General features: G+C 43.9%; 12 protein-coding genes. 9 read left to right on the top strand and 3 right to left on the bottom strand.

Annotated elements, in window-relative coordinates; all coding sequences use genetic code 11:
* Positions 1–80: 80 nt before the first annotated feature.
* Both LS482_RS01050 and LS482_RS01045 read right to left on the bottom strand, forming a co-directional pair.
* On the bottom strand, positions 81–3,155 hold the full coding sequence (locus tag LS482_RS01050; protein ID WP_233029885.1) for a SusC/RagA family TonB-linked outer membrane protein: 3,075 nt from the start codon (positions 3,153–3,155) through the stop codon (positions 81–83).
* Between the two features lie 167 nt (positions 3,156–3,322).
* Complete coding sequence (locus tag LS482_RS01045; protein WP_233029884.1) at positions 3,323–6,964, bottom strand: two-component regulator propeller domain-containing protein; 3,642 nt, start codon at positions 6,962–6,964, stop codon at positions 3,323–3,325.
* A gap of 536 nt (positions 6,965–7,500) precedes the next feature.
* Here LS482_RS01045 and LS482_RS01040 point away from each other — a divergent pair.
* The 6 genes from LS482_RS01040 (at position 7,501) to LS482_RS01015 (ending at position 17,117) form a co-directional block, all read left to right on the top strand.
* Positions 7,501–8,031 carry an RNA polymerase sigma factor gene (locus LS482_RS01040; protein ID WP_233029883.1) on the top strand — a complete coding sequence of 177 codons (531 nt, stop codon included), beginning with the start codon at positions 7,501–7,503 and terminating at the stop codon, positions 8,029–8,031.
* Between the two features lie 109 nt (positions 8,032–8,140).
* Positions 8,141–9,016, top strand: a complete 876-nt coding sequence (locus LS482_RS01035) for a FecR family protein (protein ID WP_233029882.1) — start codon at positions 8,141–8,143, stop codon at positions 9,014–9,016.
* A gap of 141 nt (positions 9,017–9,157) precedes the next feature.
* A complete protein-coding gene (locus LS482_RS01030) occupies positions 9,158–12,340 on the top strand; it encodes a TonB-dependent receptor (RefSeq protein ID WP_233029881.1) in 3,183 nt (1,060 codons plus the stop codon).
* Between the two features lie 189 nt (positions 12,341–12,529).
* Positions 12,530–14,068 carry a beta-helix domain-containing protein gene (locus LS482_RS01025; RefSeq protein ID WP_233029880.1) on the top strand — a complete coding sequence of 513 codons (1,539 nt, stop codon included), beginning with the start codon at positions 12,530–12,532 and terminating at the stop codon, positions 14,066–14,068.
* 90 nt (positions 14,069–14,158) lie between these two features.
* The gene (locus LS482_RS01020) at positions 14,159–15,739 is read left to right on the top strand and encodes an IPT/TIG domain-containing protein (protein ID WP_233029879.1); all 1,581 of its coding nucleotides are present in this window, start codon (positions 14,159–14,161) and stop codon (positions 15,737–15,739) included.
* Between the two features lie 76 nt (positions 15,740–15,815).
* A complete protein-coding gene (locus LS482_RS01015) occupies positions 15,816–17,117 on the top strand; it encodes a hypothetical protein (protein WP_233029878.1) in 1,302 nt (433 codons plus the stop codon).
* A 349-nt stretch (positions 17,118–17,466) separates the two neighbouring features.
* Here LS482_RS01015 and LS482_RS01010 read toward each other — a convergent pair whose 3' ends face one another.
* Positions 17,467–17,607 (bottom strand): hypothetical protein, encoded by a 141-nt coding sequence (locus LS482_RS01010; protein ID WP_233029877.1) that lies wholly within the window; start codon positions 17,605–17,607, stop codon positions 17,467–17,469.
* A 263-nt stretch (positions 17,608–17,870) separates the two neighbouring features.
* On the opposite strand from LS482_RS01010, the gene LS482_RS01005 reads away from it, so the two are divergent.
* From LS482_RS01005 to LS482_RS00995, 3 genes are all read left to right on the top strand, one after another.
* A complete protein-coding gene (locus tag LS482_RS01005; RefSeq protein ID WP_233029876.1) occupies positions 17,871–18,392 on the top strand; it encodes an RNA polymerase sigma factor in 522 nt (173 codons plus the stop codon).
* A gap of 98 nt (positions 18,393–18,490) precedes the next feature.
* The gene (locus LS482_RS01000) at positions 18,491–19,381 is read left to right on the top strand and encodes a FecR family protein (RefSeq protein ID WP_233029875.1); all 891 of its coding nucleotides are present in this window, start codon (positions 18,491–18,493) and stop codon (positions 19,379–19,381) included.
* A 215-nt stretch (positions 19,382–19,596) separates the two neighbouring features.
* A complete protein-coding gene (locus LS482_RS00995) occupies positions 19,597–22,725 on the top strand; it encodes a TonB-dependent receptor domain-containing protein (protein ID WP_233029874.1) in 3,129 nt (1,042 codons plus the stop codon).
* The last annotated feature ends 6 nt before the right edge of the window (positions 22,726–22,731 follow it).

Genomic DNA, 22,731 nt, shown 5'->3' with positions numbered 1-22,731 from the left:
GGAGGAATGCCCTTAAGAACATTTTCGTCCCGAAAGCTTTCGGGAGGTTTGATAAATCTGTTAATGGGCATTTCATAGTGTTAGAATTGGAAATTTAAACCTAATGTGTAAACGCTGGATAACGGATATCTGCCGATGTCCAGCCCGTTGCTGCCAACCTCCGGGTCCAGTCCGGAATAATTGGTAATGGTAAACACGTTGTCAGCGGAAAAGAAAACCCTCAGGGAAGCCTGGTCTCCCATAAAAGCAAGCGCTTTTTCCGGTAGATTATAACCCAGGGTGATATTTTTCATGCGCAGGTAAGAGGCGTCTTCCAGATACCAGCTGGACGTATTTCCATAAGTATGATTGCTGTCGGTGGTAGACAATCTCGGAATTCCGGTATCGGTGTTTTCCGGGCTCCAGGCATTGAGTACGCGATTGTCCAGGTTGTATCCTTGTAAAGAGGCGTTGTAAGTAGAGAATTTGTAACCGTTGAAGGCTTTTGCGCCACCCACACCCTGGAAGAACATACTCAGATCAAAATTTTTGTAGTCGAGGTTTAAGGTGAAGTTATAAGTTACATCAGGCTGGTAGTTGCCCATATACACCCGGTCATTGTCGTCTATCTTTCCGTCACCGTTGGTGTCTGCAAATCTGAAATCGCCGGGAACGGCATTGGGTTGTATCAATTGCCCGTTCGGTCCGACATGAGCGTTGATCTCCTCCTGGGTTTGGAAGATACCTTGTTGCGGAATCAGGTAATACGAGTACAAAGGCTGCCCTACTTTTGACCGGAAGGGGGTAAGGATGCTTCGTACATTGTCGCTATGAGGGATATAGTCGATGCCACTGTTGCTGTATCCGTTGAGGTTGACGAGCTTGTTGTCCAGCAGGGAAGCCCCCGCCATAATGTTGTATTGGAGATCTCCGATATTGTTGTTGTAATTCAAAGAGAATTCCCATCCGGTATTTTTCACTTCACCACCGTTTACATCCGGAGCCAGCGTTCCCTGATGTGCATCTTCAAGTCCCGGGATGATCATTTGTTTGGTCCGCTTCTCAAAATAATCTACGGTAAGTCCCAGTGTATTGTTAAACAAACTGGCATCTAAGCCTATATCGATGGACTCGGAGGTTTCCCATTGCAGGTTAGGATTGGATTGGCGACCGAGATAAGTTCCCTTGTCATCCAGACCACTTCCTTCACCTATGGCCACCATGGTGTTGTACATGGGCACATCGTAAGAGTAGTAACCTACAGAGTTGATATTCCCGATCTGGCCCCAGGAAGCCCTGAGTTTTAAGTCGTTTAAGGTGTGTATATGGTCAAAGAAGGACTCATTTCCTATTCTCCAGGCAGCAGAAGCAGAAGGGAAGTAGTCCGATTGGTTGCTCCTGGCCAATCGGGAAGAAGCGTCTCTTCTCAAACTGGCAGAGAGGTAATAACGGTTGTCGTAGTTGTACATCACCCTGCCGATGGCAGAGGTAAGTGCGTCTTCGTAAACGTCGGTTTCCGGCATTAATACCGAGGTGGCATTGCCCATGTACTGGTTGTAAGGTTCTTCACTGCTGAACCCTTGCCCTTCCTGGTAGTAATACTCGTAATCCGTATGCTGTGAAGAGTAGATCGCCGTGGCGTTCAAATGGTGTTTTCCAAAGGTTTTGTCGTAACTGATCTGATTGTCCCATATCCATTTATTGGTAGTGGCATTACTCTGGTACAGATAGTTATTGAGGTTGGTTCTGCCCAATTCCGGGATCCGCGGCTGAAATTGTTTGTAGCGTTGCCCGGTATAGTTATACGAGTACGTAGATTTAAATTTCAATCCGTCGAGGATATCATATTTGAAATAAACGTTGGCGTTTATAAAGTCTGTCGGGTTAGTGGTTGTTGGTCGCATTAACAGGGCAACGGGATTGTATACATCCCCATAAGCGCCGGCAAATTGAGAAAGCTCTTCCGGAACAACACCCTGGAACGTTCCGTCGTCATTGTATACAGAAGCTGCGGAAGGCATATAAATGGCATTGATAATAGATCCGCTATACGCACTGGAGGTATTGGTCCCGACAGCGTCGGTTCTGGAATAGTACACATTTTCTCCTATGGTGATCTTATCCGTAAGGTCAACATCCGTTTTTACCCTGAAGTTGTAACGTTCTTTTTCCGTGCCGATAAGTACACCTTTTTTTTTCTGGTAACCGAAAGAAGTCATGTATCTCACATTTTCAGCACCACCGGAAACATTGGCGTTGACATTGTATATGGCCGCTGTTCTGAATATCTCGTCCATCCAGTTGGTACGGGTAGTCTGTCCCCACGGGTTTTGTTCTGCATCGTGCGCTGATAGCCTGGAAGCCCCTGAATTGTCCGCTGCGGTATTATATGCCCGGGCTTGTTGTTCTGCATTCAGCGCAGTAGGAAGGTTGTTTGCTTTTTGGAATCCGCTGTACACGTCAACAGCTACTTTTGGTTTTCCGCTTTTTCCGCTCTTGGTCTCTATGACGATAACTCCCGATGAAGCCTGCGCACCGTATATTGCAGCGGCGGCGGCATCTTTTAAAACGGAGATCGAAGCGATGTCGTTAGGATTGACAGGCGGCCCGTAATAGGGAACACCATCTACAACGGTTAAAGGTGATTCCGTAGCAAAAGATCCGTAACCACGAATAACGATCTGTCCCTCCTGGGTTGGATCTCCTCCTTGTTGCAGTACGGTAACACCGGGAAGATTCCCCTGCAGGAAATCGTTGACGTTGCTCACCGGCCTGCTCGCTATGGATTCGACGTTTTCTACAGTGGCAATAGATGAGGTGAGGTCTCCCTTTTTAGCCGAACCATAACCGATGAGAACCACTTCTTCAAGACGGTTGATCTCGTCTTCCAGTTCGATATAAAGCTTTTCGCCTGCTTTATACGGGACCTCCAGGGTAGTGTATCCCATGGAAGAAATGGTAAGCGTTCCTTCCTTCTGATCTACCGATATGGTAAAATTACCGTCAAAATCGGTGGAGGTTCCTTTTCCGCTGCTGTTGTCCGGAATGACCGTTGCAGCGGGAACGGGGACATTGTCTTTTTTGGAAACTACTGTTCCCTCCAGGACTTGCTGTGCCATGAGCCCTGTGATAGAGAACAGGTTCAGCAAGACCAATAATACAGTACTTTTTCTCATGTGAATTATAGTTTGATTTATCTTCGAAAGGTACTGTCCTATATGCTTTAAAGGGGGTAAAATAGGTTCATAAAGGTGTTTTCAGCGTTCATTTATGATGTCTTTCTGATGGAGAAAGGTGTATATTTGTTGCATTAACAAAGCCGTAACAATGGCGTAATCCGGTCTTAATTTTCCTGTATCTCTTTCTGGTTTCTGTATTGCCTCGGATTGCGACCATATCTTTTCTTAAATGCTTTACTGAAGTACTTCGGGTCGTTAAAACCGCATTCGAAACTTATTTCGGAGATGTTCAGTCCTTTTTTCTGCAAGAGGTAACTGCTTTTTTGTAACCGCAGTTCGTGTATTACTCCAGAAGGAGCCTGACGAAAGACTTCTTTGAAAATGCGATAACACTTGGCTCTCGATATTTCCAGGTCGGCGATGAGTTGTTCCACGTTGAAAGAAGGATTGCCCAGTTGTTGCTGAATAATGTCAATGCCTTTTTGTGCAAGTTTTTCATGTGGTGTCATCATTTCCTCGTCTTCGCGATCTATAACCAGGGGATGTGTAGACTTTTCGCGTTGATAATCTTCGCCTTTTTGAAGTAATGAATGTAAGGTTTTGACAATAAAATGTTTCCGTGTAGGTAGGTTGATGACACTGTCAATACCCAATTCGATGAGATGTTCCTTAAAACTCACATTCAGGCTTTCCGAAATATAAATGCCGGGCAGACGCTTGTCTTTTTGCTGTAAACTCCGGATCAGATCATTGGAAAAAGGAAGATCGTAGATGACGAGTGCATGTATGTCCAATTGCTTTAAAGCGGTTTGCAGATCTGCAGCTTCGTTTTCAAAAATAAGACTGGTGTTTTTGCCTTCCAACAGTTGCTGTGCGATGGTTATGTCATAAGCCGCGCAGTACACCAGGATGTTTTTCTTTCCCTTTGGAAGATGATTTTTAGTGTTTAAGTGCTTCCATAAAATGCGCGTGTCTTCTAATTTTTCTGTTTCTGCATATACCACAGGCAGTTGTATGGTGATCTGCAGTGTGGAAGATTGGGTGTCTATATTGAGCTTTCCGTCCATATCACGGACTAATGAATGGAATGCTCTGTAATACGGGCTAAAAAGCGAAATGCTCTCCCAATTCATTTTTACCATGTTGCTATAGGTACTCAGGGAAATCCGGATTTGCTTATTTTGAAGGGAGATCTCCACAAAAAGACGGTGCTCTTTTTCGATGTATTTTAAAAGGTCCGTGGTGATATACCGAAATAAGAGTTTAAACCGGAGACTGTCCAGCAATATCATCTTCTCTTTTTCTTCCTCGGAAAACCTGATTTCCAGTTGGGTTTTCGAACCGGAAAACTGTGGAGTCAGACCTTCGGCAAAGTCCTTGAACTTCACCGGAACTTTATGGAGATTACCCAGTTCATCTACCTGGTCCAGATATTTCCATTCTTCCAGGACCTGTAGTAAGGTATCCACCTGATCCAAAAGCTGATTTTTGACCGATGGCGAGAAGTTTACGGTTTCAATATGGTTTAGAATACTGTGTATGGGAGGTTTAAATTCGGACAGTATAAAAGTTTTGAATTTTTCAATCTCAAAATCCTTATCCTTTAATTGTTGATAATAGCGGAGTAATTGATTTTTTTGATCTGATATTTCTTTATTTTTCCGGTTTAAATCCTTGTTGATACTGACAAGTTCATTTTTCTGAGCTTCTATGGTCTGGGTTCGTCTCTGTATTTTTTCTTCGAGTTTTTTCTGATTTCTGATGGAAATTCGGTTTTTGCGGTATATGTATATGAGGATCAGGCTGAGGCCAATGACTATTATCATTGTGAAAAACCAGGAAGCTTTATAGAAAGGAGGTTCTATTTTTAAGTTGATTACCGAAGAGATCAAAGCATTGGTGTCGTCTCCTCTCCTGACGAGTAATCGATATGATCCGGGTTGAAGGTGATCGTAGTGGATTGTGGTGTTTTTAAGAGGAATCCAGGTTTTATCATGTCCTTCCAACTGATAAAATACAGGGGATTTTCTTTTGGAAAAGTAAATAGGGGTTAGTTCTGCCTGTAAACTGTTGTCGGTGTAAGATTTGGTATACGATTCGGTGTAATTCTCTTTGTTGTCGATTTTTATCTTTAATTTAGGCGTGGGAAGCTGCGGGACAATAGCTTCCGGTTGAAAGTAATTAAGTCCGTGAATACCCCCGAAATACAGTATCCCCTTGTTGTCCTGATAATAGGAACCTTCGGAGAACTCGGCACCTTGCCACCCTTCTTCGGGAGGAAAGGTGGTTACACTAAAATCTCTTTTGTCTACAGAGGCAATGCCCTTGGTAGTGCTTATCCACAGGGCGTCCCTATTGGGTAAAAGACTGTACACCATGTGGCTGGGCAAACCGTCTTCTTCGGTGATCTGCCGGATCAGCTCACGATTGTTGAGGTCGTAAATGGTAATGCCGCCCAGGGTAGCAATCCAGTAATAACCGGTTTCGGGGTCTTTGTAAATGTAGTATACACTATTGCCCGTGAGCCCGGAGCTAAGATCTATTTCTTCTGTATTTCCGCTAAGGGTATTCAATAGCACCATGCCGTGGTTTTCGGAAGCAAGGGCGATAACAGCCCCGTTTTTCACAAGTTGACGAAAATGATATTTGTCTAATTTTTCCTGTCCCGGAAAATATTCGAAGGCGCTTTTGTTCTTGTTGTAGAGGGCAAGCCCGCCCCAACAGGCTATCCAGAGTGAATCTTCTTCCTCAAAGAAGGCGTAGTTGCGGTTGTCGGGGAAATTTTGATGCTCTTCGGCACGTATCAGCTGATACGTATTTCCTGTTATGTGGATCAGACCTGCATAGGTGCCTACCCATACGGAACCGTCTTTTGCGGTATGCAGGCTTCGGATACGTCCCCAATCCGGATTTTTTTGGGTTTCGGCAACAGGATAATGGAGGTAACATCCGGAGTCTTCGCTGTAATAGTACAGCCCTTTGGTGTAGTACCCTAGCCATATTTTGCTATGATGGTCTTTGGTAATGGCACGGATAGTTTCATTGGGCAAATGTGGAAACCGGTGCGGATGCGGGAGTATGGTATTGATGTTTTCCGACCCTTTGTATACCATACTGATGCCCCCGTCTTTATGGGCAAGCCAGATGTTGTTAAAACTATCCTCGTATAGTTTTTCTATATCATTACTCTTAAAACTGTATTCCGAATACAAGTCGTAAGTGTAGTGCACAAATTGTTCATTGTAAATATTCTTATTGGTGTTGGGAAGAATAAAAAGTCCTTCTTCCCGTGTAGCATACCAAATATTTCCTTTGTCGTCTTTCAGGATATCCTTGATAGTCAGATCGGGGAATTGTGACCACAAAATATTTTTCAGATTCTCGGTCTGGTAGTCTTCATCGGGAGCGGAATATGAAGCTTCTGCAAATTTTCCGTTTTGTAGTCTGAAATATGAACTGTCGGAACGGGCCCAGATAACATTGTTACTGTCTGTGAAGAGCTCGTGTACAGTATTGTCGAAATAGTGGTTTTTAAATTTGCCATCCCCCATATATCGGCTTACGGCCTTGTTGTCTGTGAGCATCCAGATATTCTGGTGCTCATCCTTGACAAATGTGGAAACGACATTCCCCGCGATAGAGGAATCGTCCGAAAGATCGTGTTTGTAAACAGTAAATGTCTGTCCGTCAAAGCTGTTTAGCCCGTCCCAGGTGCCAATCCACAGCATACCGTTTCTATCGCTGATAATATCATTGACAGAATTATTAGAGAGCCCGTCCTGGGTGGTGAAAGTATTAAATTTCAATCGTTGAGAATGACCTTGAAGCGTTATCAGAAGAAAAAACAAGGTATAAATGGATAGATATCTCAAGTGTGTTTTTGAGTGCAGTATAACACAAAAGTATTATTGCAAAGAGAATAAATGTTTATGTTTTTGTTATTTTCATCATCTGCTTCAGTCGCAATACAACAGATTTCTATTACATGATCAATATACTTAAACAGTAGGGATATTGGGCCACAGGCTATTGACCAACTGTAAGACCTTCCCATTCCGGAAAATAAATAGATACTTGTCCTTTATCTGGCTTACATGTTACTCTATTTCCCCCCTTTCATTAGCTTATTCAGTCCATTTCACAACTATAATATTACGGAAAGTCGTAAAATATATTAGAGAAATGGTTTTACATTAGTCCGGTAAATAGACTATCATTTTTCTAAGAACCTGATTTGAAGAATTCATTTTATAGAATTTACCTTAATTTAAAATCGAATTTTGATTTTTGTTGTAAAATCATTCTATTTTAGACATTAACTAACCAACCAGATCAAGGCCTTGTGGACATAATTAAAAATCTCAAAAAGGGTAATAAAGCTACATTAGAGTGCCTGTACAAAATGCACTATTCCAAGCTTTATGGTTTTGCCGGAAAATTCAGGTTGAGTCATGTTTCACCGGATGATATCGTGCAGCAGACATTTTTAAAAATATGGGAGCAAAGATTTTTGCTGAAGGAGGATGTTCCATTTGAAAAGCAATTGTATACCATAAGTAAAAATACCATTCTGAATCATTTAAAAAAAGAAAATAAGATTATAAGATTTGATGATATGCTGATCGTCGATGGACCAGTAATTAATGATGAGGATAATTCTGATGACAAAAACAGTGAACGGCTGAAAATTGTGTACAAAAAACTCAACGAGATGCCTAAACGCAGAAGGGAAATATTTGAGATGCATAAATTACATGGACTTTCTTATCATGAAATATCTGAAATATTGAAAATCTCGAAAAATACAATTGCTAACCACTTAAGACTTGCAACACTTGATCTTAAAAAAGAATGCAGGGAACCATCCTCTTAATTCCATAAAGATTTCTTTCCATTTAGTTTACAATTTGTTTAACTTATTTATTGGTCATTTTTAGCTTCCCGATTGTTATGGTTATAGACACTTAACGCTGATAACCGGAATGGAACAAAAAGATAAGGACCTGGAAAACTACTTTGAAAAATCCTGGGAAGATGTGGATGAAGATGTAGATACCGAATTAATTAATGCCTCCTGGGACAATTTCTCAAACAAACTTTTTAATGAAAAGAAAAAGTCAAAGGTATTTCCTTTATATCTAAAGGTTGCATCTGTTGCAGTGATATTAATAGTACTGGCCTTTAGCGTTAATCTTTTAATTGATAATAGTTCTCAAACAGTTTTATTGACCAATACTACCAATCGGCCGATGCAGATAGTTTTGGAAGATAGTACTTCGGTAGTCATAGGCCTCGGAAGTACCCTGGAGTATCCTGAACATTTTGGTGATTCTGATCGAAAGGTTGTTTTAAAGGGAGAGGCCTTTTTTAAAGTTACGGAAGATAAAAGCAGGCCGTTTCATGTTATAGCCGGAAAAACGACCACTACCGTACTGGGGACTTCATTTAATATATCCGCCGATTCTCTCGGTCATGCCCGGATCTCGCTTTTTACCGGGGCGGTAAATGTGACCCTGGAAAATAAGCCCGATTCCTGGGCCATCCGCCCGGGAGAAGAGTTTCAACTTTATGACGAAGGAAAATCTAAAATTGCAAAGTTTGATGAATTTATGGTCGCTGCATGGCGTATGCCCTCATTACATTTTAACGATACTCCACTGGAAAAAGTCTTCAGGATACTGGAAAAGCGATATCAGACTCACATCATATCCCGAGACAGTAGCGTATTAGATAAAAAGATCACTTTAAATATCAATAAAAATGATTCACTGGAGAAAATACTTGAAATTATTTCGTTAACGCATAAATTAAAAATCATGAAAGACAAAAAGAGTGGTATAATAACATTATATAAATAAAAAAGAAAGAGCTCTCTATCGCCAAATATCCGAGCTCTTTCTTATTAAAACTTGTTTAAAAAAATCCTGGCATCCGCGCTATTAAGATAGCGAAGGATACGGGGGGCTTTTATATGCAAATAAAATAAAAAAAAGCATTCAATGAAAATATACGACCTTATTTTGATGGTTACGTGCTGCATTTGTTTTGCACAGGCCAATCCGGCTTCCACTACTACTAATAATATCAATTTAAATTTCGAAAGAGTATCACTTGGACAATTATTTGCCTCGATAGAGGCTCAAACGAACTACCAATTTGCTTACGGGACAACCATAAAAAACAAGGCGATCCGGAACGTGCATGTTTCCGATGAAGACATTGAAACCGTTTTACGTATAATAGAACGTAAAACCTCATTGGCCTTTAATATTATTGATTATACGATTGCCGTTTATGAGGCTGATGTCTCCCAAAACCAAAAGGCCCCTGCCGGAAGTGTACGCGGCAGAGTGTATGATGCCGGTGATGTCGGTGAGCCTTTGGCAGGGGCCTCGATAATCATCAGGGAACTCAACCATGGAGTGGCGGCAGATAGCGAAGGCTTTTTCCGGATAGATAAGATCCCGGAAGGTAAACATATACTGGAGGTATCCTTCCTGGGATATACACCACGCAGGATTGCCATTGAAGTGATCGCAGACAATATTACCGAACTCAACATCGGGTTAAAGGAAAGTACTTCCGAACTGGAGGAGGTGGTTATCACTGCCCCGGTGGATGTGAGATACGCTCCTGTCGGAAACTCCACCGAAGAAAGCCTGGTAAGCACTATCAGGTCCAGTCCGGTTGTAGTTACGGGAATATCAAACGAACAGATCTCCCGTTCCTTTGATCTCGATGCCGGTGAAGTGGTGCGCAGGGTACCTGGGGTAAGCTTACTTGACAACTTTGTGGTGCTGCGGGGCATGAGTCCGCGTTATAACTTAACCATGCTGAATGGTATGGTTACACCCAGTACCGAAATGGATACCCGGGCTTTTAGCTACAACCTGCTGCCTTCTTCGGTCATCGATCAAATGATGGTACATAAATCTCCCTCACCGGAACTTCCCGGAAACTTCGGGGGAGGGGTGGTAAAAATACAGACCAAAAATACCGCGGTGGCCCGGCGCCTGGAAGTAAACTACCTTCAGCAGTATAGGACCATGGGATCCAGCCTTTCTCATTATTACACCTATGAAGGCAGTGACAAGGACTGGTATGGTGGCGGAGTGGAGGACCGGGAGTTGCCGGATATTCTCAGGGACCCCACCTATACCATACCGGATATTGATAAGTACCCGGATGAAATAGCCCGTGTAGGTGCCCAGATGCCTGATGTACGAACGCCACAACGCAAATACTACGGGATGGACATGAGGGCGTATCTCAATTATAATGACTCCTGGAAGATAGGCTCTGTACGCCTTAATAACCTTACTTATATCAATTACGAAACGCAGCGGCAGTTTGTAAAGACCGATCTTGCGTTTGGTGCAGGGAGTTTCTCCGTTCAGGAAGACGGTGATATTATTGACTTTAATAATGGAATCTATACCGATTCCCTTTATACCGAACGGATCAGGCTTAGCGCTATGCAAAACCTCAGCCTGCTGATCAACGATGATCATAAAATAGACCTGACCTCTTTTGCGACCCGCAGGGCTACCGATGACCTCTATAACAGGGAAGGTACGGATGAGGCTGATTTCAGATCAAAGATATTTTCTTACCGGTATAATGTACGCGACCTGTTCCAGGCACAACTCAGCGGGGACCATCAGATAGGAAAGCACCATATCCATTGGGCGGCCGGGTATAATAAAGCCTACGACAATATGCCGGATTTGCAAAGGTATAAATTTATAGGGGCATCGGTAGATTCTCTTTGGACACCGGAATTCAACACGCAGGGCGATAATTATAACACACGTATTTCTTTTGATACCGATGAAGAAGCCAAAATCTATCAGCTTGATTATACTAAAGATTTTACAAAGGATATTAAACTGAAAGTCGGAGGGTATCTGGAGCAACGCGACAGAAGTTTTAATTCGTATGTTGCGGTCATTGAGGCAGCAGCAGGAGAATCAGATCCGGATTTAGTTGATATAAGTAACCCGGCACCCTGGAGCAATGTTATCGATACCCTCTATACCCAATTCCAACCGGGACGTATGAGTTTAAAAAGCCCTATCGAAAGTGCCTACCCGGGGAGGTATAGTTTTGACGATGAGATCCGGGCAGGATATGCGGCAGTGACCATCCCCTTGTTTAATGAAAAACTAAAAATACATGCCGGGGCCCGGTTTGAATGGAACAAACGCCTGCTTTATGACGAAAACGGTCAAACCATAGATTCTGTAGTTGTGGATCGTATTGATAATGTAAATGTTTATGAAGAGACGCCCAACAAAATACAGGACTTTATATTGCCATCGATAAACATTACTTATAACATTTCCGATAGAACCGCCATCCGGGCTGCATATGGGCGTACCATAGACCGCCCGCAATACCGGGAACAATCCAATTTTAAATTCCATGATTTTGAAGCGGGATTTAATGTGGCCAGTAATCCCTTATTGCTGAACGCGGAAATTGACAATTACGATATCCGGGTGGAGCATTATCCTTCCCCTTCCGAATTCCTGGCCGTAGGGGCTTTTTATAAACGCCTTAAAAATGCCATTGAAATGTATGACAGATCCACTGCCGGTTGGTCATTACCATTGATGTATCCGTTTAATACAGAACTGGCAGAGGTATATGGGGTGGAACTGGAAATCCGGAAGAACCTCGGGTTTATAGCGCCTTTTTTTAAGGATATATCCACCATTATTAACGGAACACTGGTGGAAAGCAGGATAGATTTTAACGGAAGGAACAGGCCGTTACAGGGTACCTCCCCTTACCTGTTAAATGCCGGGCTTTATTACGGGCAGCAGGACAGCCCTACAAAAGTTTCGGTAATGTACAATGTCATCGGCCGCCGGCTGCGTATCGCGGAAGGTGCCAACAATTCCGATGTCGGGGCGCTCTACGAACGCAGGCGGCACCTGGTCGATGTTACCTTTTCACGGCAGCTGACCAAAAACCTGCTGCTTAAGGCAGGCGTACAGAACCTGTTAAATGCCCCTTTCCGGTTTTACCGCGACGGCAATCAAAACGAGAAGTACGATCCCGGGTATGAAAACGCCAAATTAGGAGGTGACGGCGGTAACACCTATAGAGGAGACTATATGGAACGGGAATTTAAAGAAGGTAGTTATATAACATTCGGTTTATCCCTGACATTATGATAGTGCACTATTCAAATAACCCGTAAAACAAGTTGAACCCCAAAATCCATGTTTGCCTATGAAAAAAGTATGCAGCCCTTTTATCTAAAAAAGAGAATTGATAATGACAATTCGACAAAGATGCTTTTGCCCTTTAGGGATGAAGAAAAATTGTACCATGAGAATCTTTTAATTAAAAAAATAACAAAAATGAAAAATCTTATAAAATCATCCAGCTTTTTATTGGCTATAGCCGCCATTTTGGTGGCTGCCTCCTGTACTCGCGATAGTGCAGAAGATGACGTTAATCTCAATGCCCAATATGCAACGGCATTGGCAACCATTCAACTGGGATGTGTTAATAGCCCGGCTCCTTTTGATTTCACTGTAAACCAGAATGGTGATGTCATCGTGGATCACGACATCACTCTTACCTCAGGAAATACCTACATTTTAAATAACTATTTTAGAGTGCAATCGGGGGTAACCATTACCATTGAGCCCGGGGCAATTATCAGAGGTAACGGAAGTGGTGTAGGATGTTCAAGTGTTGCCGGTACCCTGGTTATTGAACGTGGTGGAAGAATAGAAGCCGAAGGAACGGCTAACGCACCTATTGTGTTTACCTCAAATCAAGCCAATCCTACACCCGGAGATTGGGGAGGTGTGGTTATTTTAGGTAGAGCCGCTGTTAATATTGCTGATCCAGGTATTCCCGGTACCTCAAATGGTGTAGGAGCCATCGAAGGGCTTCCTACGCCCAATAATACGGGGCTATATGGTCAAAACCCACCTGTTAATAATGATAATTCAGGTACCATGCGTTATGTACGTATTGAATATGCCGGTGATGTGATTGGACTGAACAATGAGTTGAATGGACTTACCCTGGGGGGCGTAGGTTCCGGGACTACCCTGGAATATATCCAGGTCTCTTACGGACTGGATGACGGGTTTGAATTTTTTGGTGGTACGGTAAACGCCAGCTATCTGGTAGCCAACAGGAACGGAGATGATGATTTTGATACCGACCAGGGCTATAGCGGTAACCTGCAGTTTGGTGTTTCCATAAGGGAACAAAATGGAAACTGGCTTGCATCTGCACCTTTAAACGGTAGTGAAACTAATGGAGATGACGATGATGACTATTTACCTACCCCCAATAATTTCACCAGTGCCAATTTCAGCAACTTTACCTTTGTCGGGCCTTACCAAAACGATTGTAGCGGTACAGTAAATCCAAACTATAGTTCCGGCATCTACTTCAGGGATAATTCCGACCAGAATATTCATAACAGTGTAATATTAGGTTTTGAAAGCGGTATCCGGATCAATGATGCCGGTGCAGCCAATTTCAACACATCCGCTACCCTGGCTGACAATCTGATCGATGTCAGGAATACAACCATCGTTATTCCGGCTCCCGGTCAGGGAGATCGTCTGGGCACCCTGGATGATGCCACAGGATCAAACTTTAATAACACGTTCCTGACCCCGGCCTTAAACAACGACATAGTGACAGCATTTAGTTGTACCATATCCGGATTCACTATGGGAGATTTGATTGGACTTCGTGACGGTGCCTGGAACATTGGTAATCAGCCTGATTTAAGACCGGAAGCAGGATCAGATTTATTAAACTCAGCCAGTTTTTCGGGACTTCCGGGATATTTTCAACAAGTTACCTATCGTGGTGCTTTTGGCCCCAGTAGTACTTGGATGAATGGTTGGACCAACTGGACTTTTTAAAATTTTTTAAATAACAAGATCACTGGTCCGGTTACGGACCGGTGATCTTTTCAATAAATGCTTTTTTACGATAGATATACAAGTACAACTATGATGGATAAATCAACTAACCTTCTCAAAGGTACTAAAGCGGGACTTAGACCAACCTTGATTTGGATCGTATTCGTGTTTCTGGCACTCTCCTGTAATGATGATGATATTGACCTTTCTCCTTTGCCCGACTTAACAATTACGGAAATTGAACCGCTGACGGCCCGTGTAGGAGAAGAAATCGTGATCACCGGTACCGGTTTTGATACGGAATATATATCCAGGAACGATGTGGAATTCACAAATGAAGATGGGTCTCCTGTAGATAATGATGTCGTCGTAAAGAAAGCAACAACTACCCAATTGATCGTAATCGTACCACCGGATTGGCCAACTATCAATGGCCCGGTAAAAGTAACTGTAAGAGATCAAGAAGCTGTTTCGTCCCAGGATTTTGTGGTAGACAATTCCATGCCGGCACCAGTTATATCAGAAGTGATTCCAAATTCTGGAATCGCAAATGATGAAATTGTCATTACCGGGGAAAATTTTGTTGATGGTGAAGACCAGCCAACAGTATTTTTCGGTACAGAAGAAATCGAATTAGTTAATTTTTCAACTAATGAAATTGTTGTCATAGTTCCGGAAGATATAGAACCCGGAGAGGTAATGATTACCGTGCAACGTTCCGGACTTACCTCGAATGAAGTTCCTTTTACCGTAAATGCAATACCGGTAGAAGTAAGGGAGACCTACTGGACGGATAATGATGGAAATATCAAAAGGGGGATCATACAGGAAGATGGAGTACAGATAGAAACGCTTTATGAAGGGAATAATGTGGCTACAAATGGTTTGGTCATAGATGCACAACACGAGCTGATATATTGGGCTGATAACAGCAGGGGTGATGGCGCTGATATATATAGTGCATCTATAGATGGTAGCGGTACTCCGCAAATCGTTTTAAGCCTTAACGATGACCCGTCCAATTTTATAAGCTATACAATATACGACATGGCATTGGATATGCAGACAAATGTTTTATATTTTGAAGCGGTAGAACAAGGCCTTGATTTTACTATAGGATTACCTTTTGTCAATACCATGGTTTATAGGGGGAATCTTGGAAACAGCTCAATAAATCCCATAGGTACTATAGAAAATACGATTTCGGAAGGGTTAAAAATTGATCCTGCTTCCGGAAAATTTTATGTAGCTTCTGCAATACCGGACTTTACCACCGGGGAGAACACAGGGGCTGTGTATAGGGGCAATCTGGATGGCAGCGGAACTCCGGAGGTCTTATTTGATGCCTCAGACGGATTGGTATATGCCCGTAATCTTGCCCTTCACCCGGATTCCGGAAAGTTGTATTGTATAGATAACAAAGCATCCGGTTCCACTATTTATTCCGGGAATATGGATGGTAGCGGAAGCCTGACCGTCTTTATAGAAGGTACGGATCTTCAAAATCCCAGGGATTTGGAAATGGATGTGGAGAATGGTTTTATATTCTGGCTCAATCAAGCTCAAAATAACAATGGAGCTATAAAACGGGCAGCAATAGACGGTTCCGTGGTAGAAGACCTTTTTACAGGAATTGACAATGGAGATTATTTTGATCTTAAAATTGAGTAAAAAATACATTCACTCTATAAATTATACACAATAAAAAAGTAAATGGACAATTAACCTTTAACCTGAAAAAATAAAAATGAAAACAATACTAAAACAGAATGTCCTCAACAAAACAGCGGGCATTGTTAAACTTTCAACCATCCTGGCCTGCGTATTCGCTCTTAACCTCCTGTTTGTAGGCTGTAGCGATGAAGAAACCGATATTATGGAGGAAACCTCCAGTCTCAGTGACCTGGAAGTTGTGACCCCCAAGGCCGCGCCCGGATCACTTTTACAAATCAAGGGTGATGTCGGAACGGATAAAAACGCTTTACATGTAAAACAAAACGGGGAAGAAGCCGATATCGTAGCCTTTAATGCCAACAGCAGTGTTACCGTAAGATTGTCCGAAGATGCCGTTTCAGGGCCTTTGACGGTTGAGATCGATGGCCGGGAGCTGTTTCTGGGAGGGTTGGATATATTCGAAAACCTGGTGCTTCCCGTGTACTGGATTGAAGCGGATGCCAATGGTTTTTCTATATTTAAGGGTGTCCGGTCGCTTTCCGGAAATACTTCCCGCATCCCCATCGTAAACAGCACAGGTTTTATACCTGCCCTGGCGGCGTCCCCTCTTACGGGAGAACTGTATTACGTAGTACAGGATGTCGACCCGGAGACTTCTCAAACCATTTCCGGCATTGTTAAGGTCAACGCAGAAGACGGGAGTAATGCACAAACGATCCTTCAGACCGACGGGCCCATAAATGCCCTTGCCGTCAGTGCACTGATTGATAAAGTGTTTTATGCGGAAACCAATTCTTCCGATTTTTCGATCGCTATCAAAAAAACAGGTACGAACGGGGGAACGGTTGATATTCTTCAGGAAGGTATTTTAAATGATATAAGCGAAATGGATTATAACCTGCTCACTCATAGTTTGTATTTTATTGAAGGACGAAATAAGGTGAATAAAATAAGATTGAACGACAATGCATTGCGTACGGTCTACGACGATCAGAACTTCCGTATTATCGGGGGAATGGCCGTCGATGCGTTCGGAGCGGATATTTATGTTGCCGATCTCGGGGAGCCGGGCGATGGCTCGGATGTTATCCTGAAGGGAAGCATTGACGGGACTGCACCGCTCTCAACGATGGTAGATACCAATGTCTCTGCTACGCTTTCCATGGATTTTGACAACCTGTTCAGAAAGCTTTACTGGCTGAATTCAAGCTTTACCGGTGAGCCTGTAGGTTCAATATACAGGACAGGTCTTGATACGGTTTCTCCCGAACTCATTTTTGATGAAATCGGATTATCTCTTGGTATGGAAGTTACGGGCAGGACGGAAAATCCGGGTGAGAAAAAGAAAAAGATCACTACAGGCATTTCATTATAAATGTGAAAAGTAAGGTTGTTTATTTATTAATTTGGTTTTTTTCATCTTGTGAGGAAAGGTAGGCCGGGGAGTAAATTCCCCGGTTTATCAATCACCTTGAGACCGATAGGAGTAATAAAAAATTCTTTTCTGGCAGGAAGGCCGGCAAAATCACTTCGATATACCTGAAATCAGATTGCCCTTTTTAAGCCGGCCTTCCTTTTTATAGAGGAATCTGAGAAAGAAAAACAATTTACGAATGTCTATGGTGGTTACCAGTAACTTTTTTAAATATTCAGCTGTTTTATTATTATCACACAATTCCTCGAATATCCTGTTTTCGAAGGCCATATTTTCCGGGGCGTGTTCATTAAATATATACAAGATCTTCCAGCAACAACCATTCATTTATGGTAATTCCTCTCTTTTCCCGGGACCAGGCGGTTTTTAACCATTGATCTCCATCACCGCCATAGCGGGAATATATTTTCAGTTTACTTAAGGTCAACATGGACTAAAGAAATAGCAGAAATCAATTTACAAACTAAGAAAATAAAAAACAACAGGAATATTCTTACGGTATATTGACCTGTTAAATACAGGGAATTTGGTTTCCCGATAAATTAAAATGGAATCGTTATTATGGATTTTACGGGCTCCGGGATCATAAATAAGTGAGAATAACAATAACTTTAAGGTTTTTTAATGTTCCTGCAAACCTCATAAAGCAGATACGGGCATAAATTTGAGATCCAATTTTAACTGCCGGTATTCATGTCTTTACTTTCGGATTTTATAAAAGGGGATAAGAGGGCGTTGGAGCGCATTTATGTGAAGTACTACCGCAGGATATATTATCTGGCATTGAAGTTTACAGGAGACCAGACGGAAGCAGAAGATCTGGTTCACGACATTTTCCTTAAATTCTACAATACCCGTACCGGACTTTCGGACGAAGTGACGGTCGAAGCACAATTGGTCCGCATCGCCAAATTTTACATTTTTGATACCTTAAAGAAGAAAAAACGCTTTTATCCGTCCGGAACATTGCATTTACCCGACAATCCGGAACCTTCGGATGACGAAAACCCCGAGCTTCAAAAAAGACAACGTCAAAAGTTGTTCATGGCCATGGAAGTGCTTCCGGCCAAATGTAAAGAAATCTTTACCCTTCATAAGATCGAAGGGCTTACCAGGGCGGAAATAGCAAATTATAAGAACATATCGGTAAAAACCGTTGAAAACCAGCTGACCAAAGCTTTTAAGATCCTCAAAAAACAATTGAGGTCTGTCTAAAAAGGGTTTCTTCAGGTTAAATAAACGGTTAAGAAAAAGTAAAAGGGTAGGGGGAACCGCTTTAAAAATCGAATACCGGATGTACTCATTTTTAAAGTATGGAACAAAACAGAAAATACGATACGCCGGACAGGGAGATCGAACTTCACAAGCAAATCGATGATATCTGGAAGGCTTCCGAAGGCAGGGATGCCGGGGATGCCGGTCTGCGGGACAGGATATGGAAACGCATTCGCTGGTCTGTTTTAAAACAGGAGTTAAAGACCTTTGGGACGGCCGCGGCAGCCGCGATATTTATCCTGCTCTCTGCCGGTTTGGTCCGGGAAGCTTTTTTTGCAGAACAGGAGGTACGCATTGAAAACCGGATGCAACGCCCCAGGCATATAACACTGGATGACGGCTCTGAAGTCATTCTCAACCGCCACTCCGTGATTTCCTATGTTCCCTCCGAACCCCGTAAGGTAAAACTTTATGGCGAGGCTTTTTTCGATATCACTGAAGACAGCCTTCATCCCTTCCGCGTGGAAACCGATTCCCTGCGGGTTACCGTACTCGGCACGCGCTTTAATGTTTACGCCTATGAAAAAGACCCCGATGTCAGGGTATCTCTTTTTTCCGGGAAAGTGAATATAGGAATGGAGAACGGTTCCCGGCAGCAGTTGCGTCCCGGGGAAGAATTTGTCTATGATTTTGACCGTTTGCAGGGAGGTGTACGTGAATTCCATGAGAAAAGCCCCATAGCCTGGACGACTTCTTCCATAGAATGCTCCGATACCCCGATGCAGGAGTTGTTTACAAAGATCGAGAACTATTATGATATAAAACTACACTACGATGCCCGCAAGATCGTGCAATGCCGTATCACGGGCACATTTAAGATCGAGAACGACATATCACATTTTTTCAGGATCATAGGCTTTTCACACGATATCCATTTCAGGGAAACCGGACCGGGGGAATACCGCGTCATTGCGAATTCCTGTAAATAAACAGGAGGAGAATCCGGCCCGATTCCCCTCCCGAAAGTTCAATATTAAATAATAATAAAGAAAAACCAAACATAGTCAATCTTATGAAAAATTTCAAATGACCCTTTTGTAAAGATCACGGCAATTTCGGGTGGTTGGCCCGAAAACCTTCACACGCTGTCACAACGGCCCTTGTGGTAGTTCAAAATTAACCTTAAGACTAAATAATAATAAAGATGAAGTCAGAACAATTTTCCTACCTGAAAATGTGTGGTGTCCTCCTGTGTTCGATGTTCTTTTACACGAGCGTGACAGGCACACCGGACGGACGTTACCTGTCCTTAAAACTAAGTGCTATACTCGAACAGTTCAAATCCGGTTACCCGGAAATAAATTTTGTGTACAACCCGGACAATTTTAACGACATTACGGTACAAGACTACGAATTCAAGGAAGAACTCGGGGTGCTCGGCAACCTGGACAATTTAAAACGTGTAGCCCCCATTTCCTACCTGATGGACGGGAAGACCGTCGCCCTGAAACGAAAATCCCGTTCCGGGAAGGTCCTGCAGGAGAATACGGTAAAAGGGATGGTCCTCGATGAAGGAGGCCTTCCCGTTTTCGGAGCCAATGTCATTATTGCAGGGACCAATACGGGAGCCGTAACCGATATGGACGGGGCGTTTACACTTAAAGTCGCTACGTTTCCCGTAAAGACCAAGGTGTCTTACCTGGGATATCAACCCTATATACAAACGGTTTCCGGCCCCGCCGATGAGCTTGTGATCGTTCTGGTGCCTTCCTATGAGAGTTTAAATGAAGTGGTGGTGACCGGGCAGGGCGCCGATGTAAGGAAAAAGCGTTTGCCTACAAAGGTGACCACCATCAATTCGGAAGACCTGGAGCAGATCCCTTCACAGCGGATCGACCAGCAGCTGTCCGCCAAACTCCCCAATGCCCAGATCAACCTTACGGGAGGACAGGCCGGGGCAACATCCATTATCCGGGCCAGGGGGATCAATTCCGCCTTTGTGAATTCCACCCCCATTATTTACCTTGACGGTGTACGGCTGGACAACCTGAACACCCGTTCTGCCCTGGGCGGGAGTTCACAGGGGTCGGCCATGAGCGCCATTGCCGATATCCCCATGGACAATATCGAAAAGATCGAATATATCAACGGGGGAGCAGCCACTACGCTTTATGGATCGGATGCCGCCAACGGGGTGATCCAGATATTTACCAAAAAAGGCGGAAAACCGGGAACAAACCTCATCGTAGAGGCCGAATCCGGTTTTGAGACGGCAACTACCGATTTTCTTTATTTCGACCGTACCGAAGACCTGCTTTTCAGGACCGGGACCTATCAGAAATACCGCCTCAATATCAACGGCGAAAATGAGAAGGGATTCGGTTACAACTTTTCAGGGAGCTTCAGAAACAGCTCCGGGGTACAGATCCACGATCAGAATGAGAACCTGAAAGCCGATTTCAGTACGGGGTTCCGGGCAAAACTGGCAGACAACATTGATTATGAAAGTTCCTTTATTTACGTCTATAACAAATACAAACGGAACCGCAACGGTAACCAGGGCGGTTATACCGGGCTCTGGTTTGCCGAAGACGGGGCTTCCTCGATAACGGGCCCGGGATTCAACAACCGCCTGGACGAACTTTCGGACGAAGAGTTCCGGGACATCAGGGCATTTGTGGATAATGCCGAAAGGCTCCAGGACAATAACATCGTGGTGAACCGCTTTACCACGTCGCAGATCTTTAAGTACCGGCCTGTGCATAACCTCCTGCTAAAGTTTACCGGGGGTATTGACTTCAGGATGCAGGAACAGAATGTAGTGCAGACCAACGAGTATCTTACGGCAACCCGCGGACAGGAAGTTACCGATGAAGGCAGTATTGAAAACGTACAGCGCAATTATCTCGGGATCACCCTCGAACTTACGGCACAGCATACCTATGAAACCGGTGACTTTTCTTTTATTTCCACGCTCGGCGGACAGTTTTTCAGGACCAGGGACCGCCAGATACTGTTCACCGGGAGCAATATCAGGGACGGTGCCCAGACCATCAGCGACGCCGCAGTGAAGGACAGTGACGAATACCTGAGCGAAGTGCTGAACTACGGGATCTACCTGCAGGAAAATATAGGGTATGCCGACAAACTATTCCTGGACCTCGGTATCCGCGGGGACCGCAACCCGGCGTTCGGGGATAATATCGGGACACAGTACTACCCGAAAGCGGGACTGTCGTACATGATGTCTTCCGAGCCCTGGTTCAAGTCGGGGCTGCTCAACATCCTGCGTTTAAGGGGTAGTTACGGAGTGGCGGGGAACCTGCCGCCCGCTTATGCCCATGAGAAAACGATCGTTTTTGAAGGCTACCTGGGCGACCAGGCCGCATTCTTCGGACAACCGGGGAATGACAACCTGAAACCGGAAAAGACCACAACCGTAGAGGGCGGGATCGATGTAACGCTCTGGGACAACAGGCTGAACCTTTCGGCAGGCTATTACAGGGCATTGACCAAAGATGCCTTGTTTTATGTACCCCCGGCACCTTCGGGAGGGTATTCCGTAAGCCAGTTGTACAATATAGGGGAAATTGAAAATTACGGTTTTGAGTTTAGTGCCAGCGTGATCCCCATTGCAACCGATGATATCAGGCTGAGCTTTAATGCCTCCGTAAACACATTGCACAATGAAGTGCTCGATGCGGGGGGCGCTCCTGCCTTTAATATCAACGGGTTCAGCCCCAGGACGCTGCAAACCGTGGTACAGGAAGGCCACCCGGTGGGTTTTTTACGTGGAAATTACGGCGTATTTGACGAAAACGGGGTATTGGAAGAAACCACGCCCCAATCGTACCTCGGTTCTACCATCCCCGATGTTTTCGGTAACCTGGGACTGAATTTTTCCTATAAGAACTTCAGCCTGTTCAGCAATGCTTCCTACCAGACTGGGGCCTATGCCAATAACTGGGATGCACAGTTCCGGTTTTATTACGGGGCTTCGGAGGACTTTGTTCCCGCGGGGGAGATCGAAGCCAACGGAAGGAGCAACTGGCTCAATTTTACCAATCGTTTTGTGGAAAAGACAGATTTCCTGAAGATCCGTACTATTGGACTGACCTATACCTTAAGACCCGGGGCAAACGGGTTCTATGATTATATGGTCTTCGGGCTTACAGCTATCAATCCGTTGAACTTTACCTCCTCCACATTCGACCCGGAAGCCACCATAAGCGGTGCGGCCCAGGGACAGGGCGGAGCGAGCACCGGGGGTATCTCATATGCAACCTATTCGGCCCCGAGACAATTTCTGGCCTCAGTAAAAATTAACTTTTAAAAAGCG

Source organism: Sinomicrobium kalidii, from assembly GCF_021183825.1.
GTDB classification, from domain to species: domain Bacteria; phylum Bacteroidota; class Bacteroidia; order Flavobacteriales; family Flavobacteriaceae; genus Sinomicrobium; species Sinomicrobium kalidii.
The sequence above is the reverse complement of the archived record's forward strand: the minus strand, read 5'-3'. Positions and strand labels throughout refer to the sequence as shown.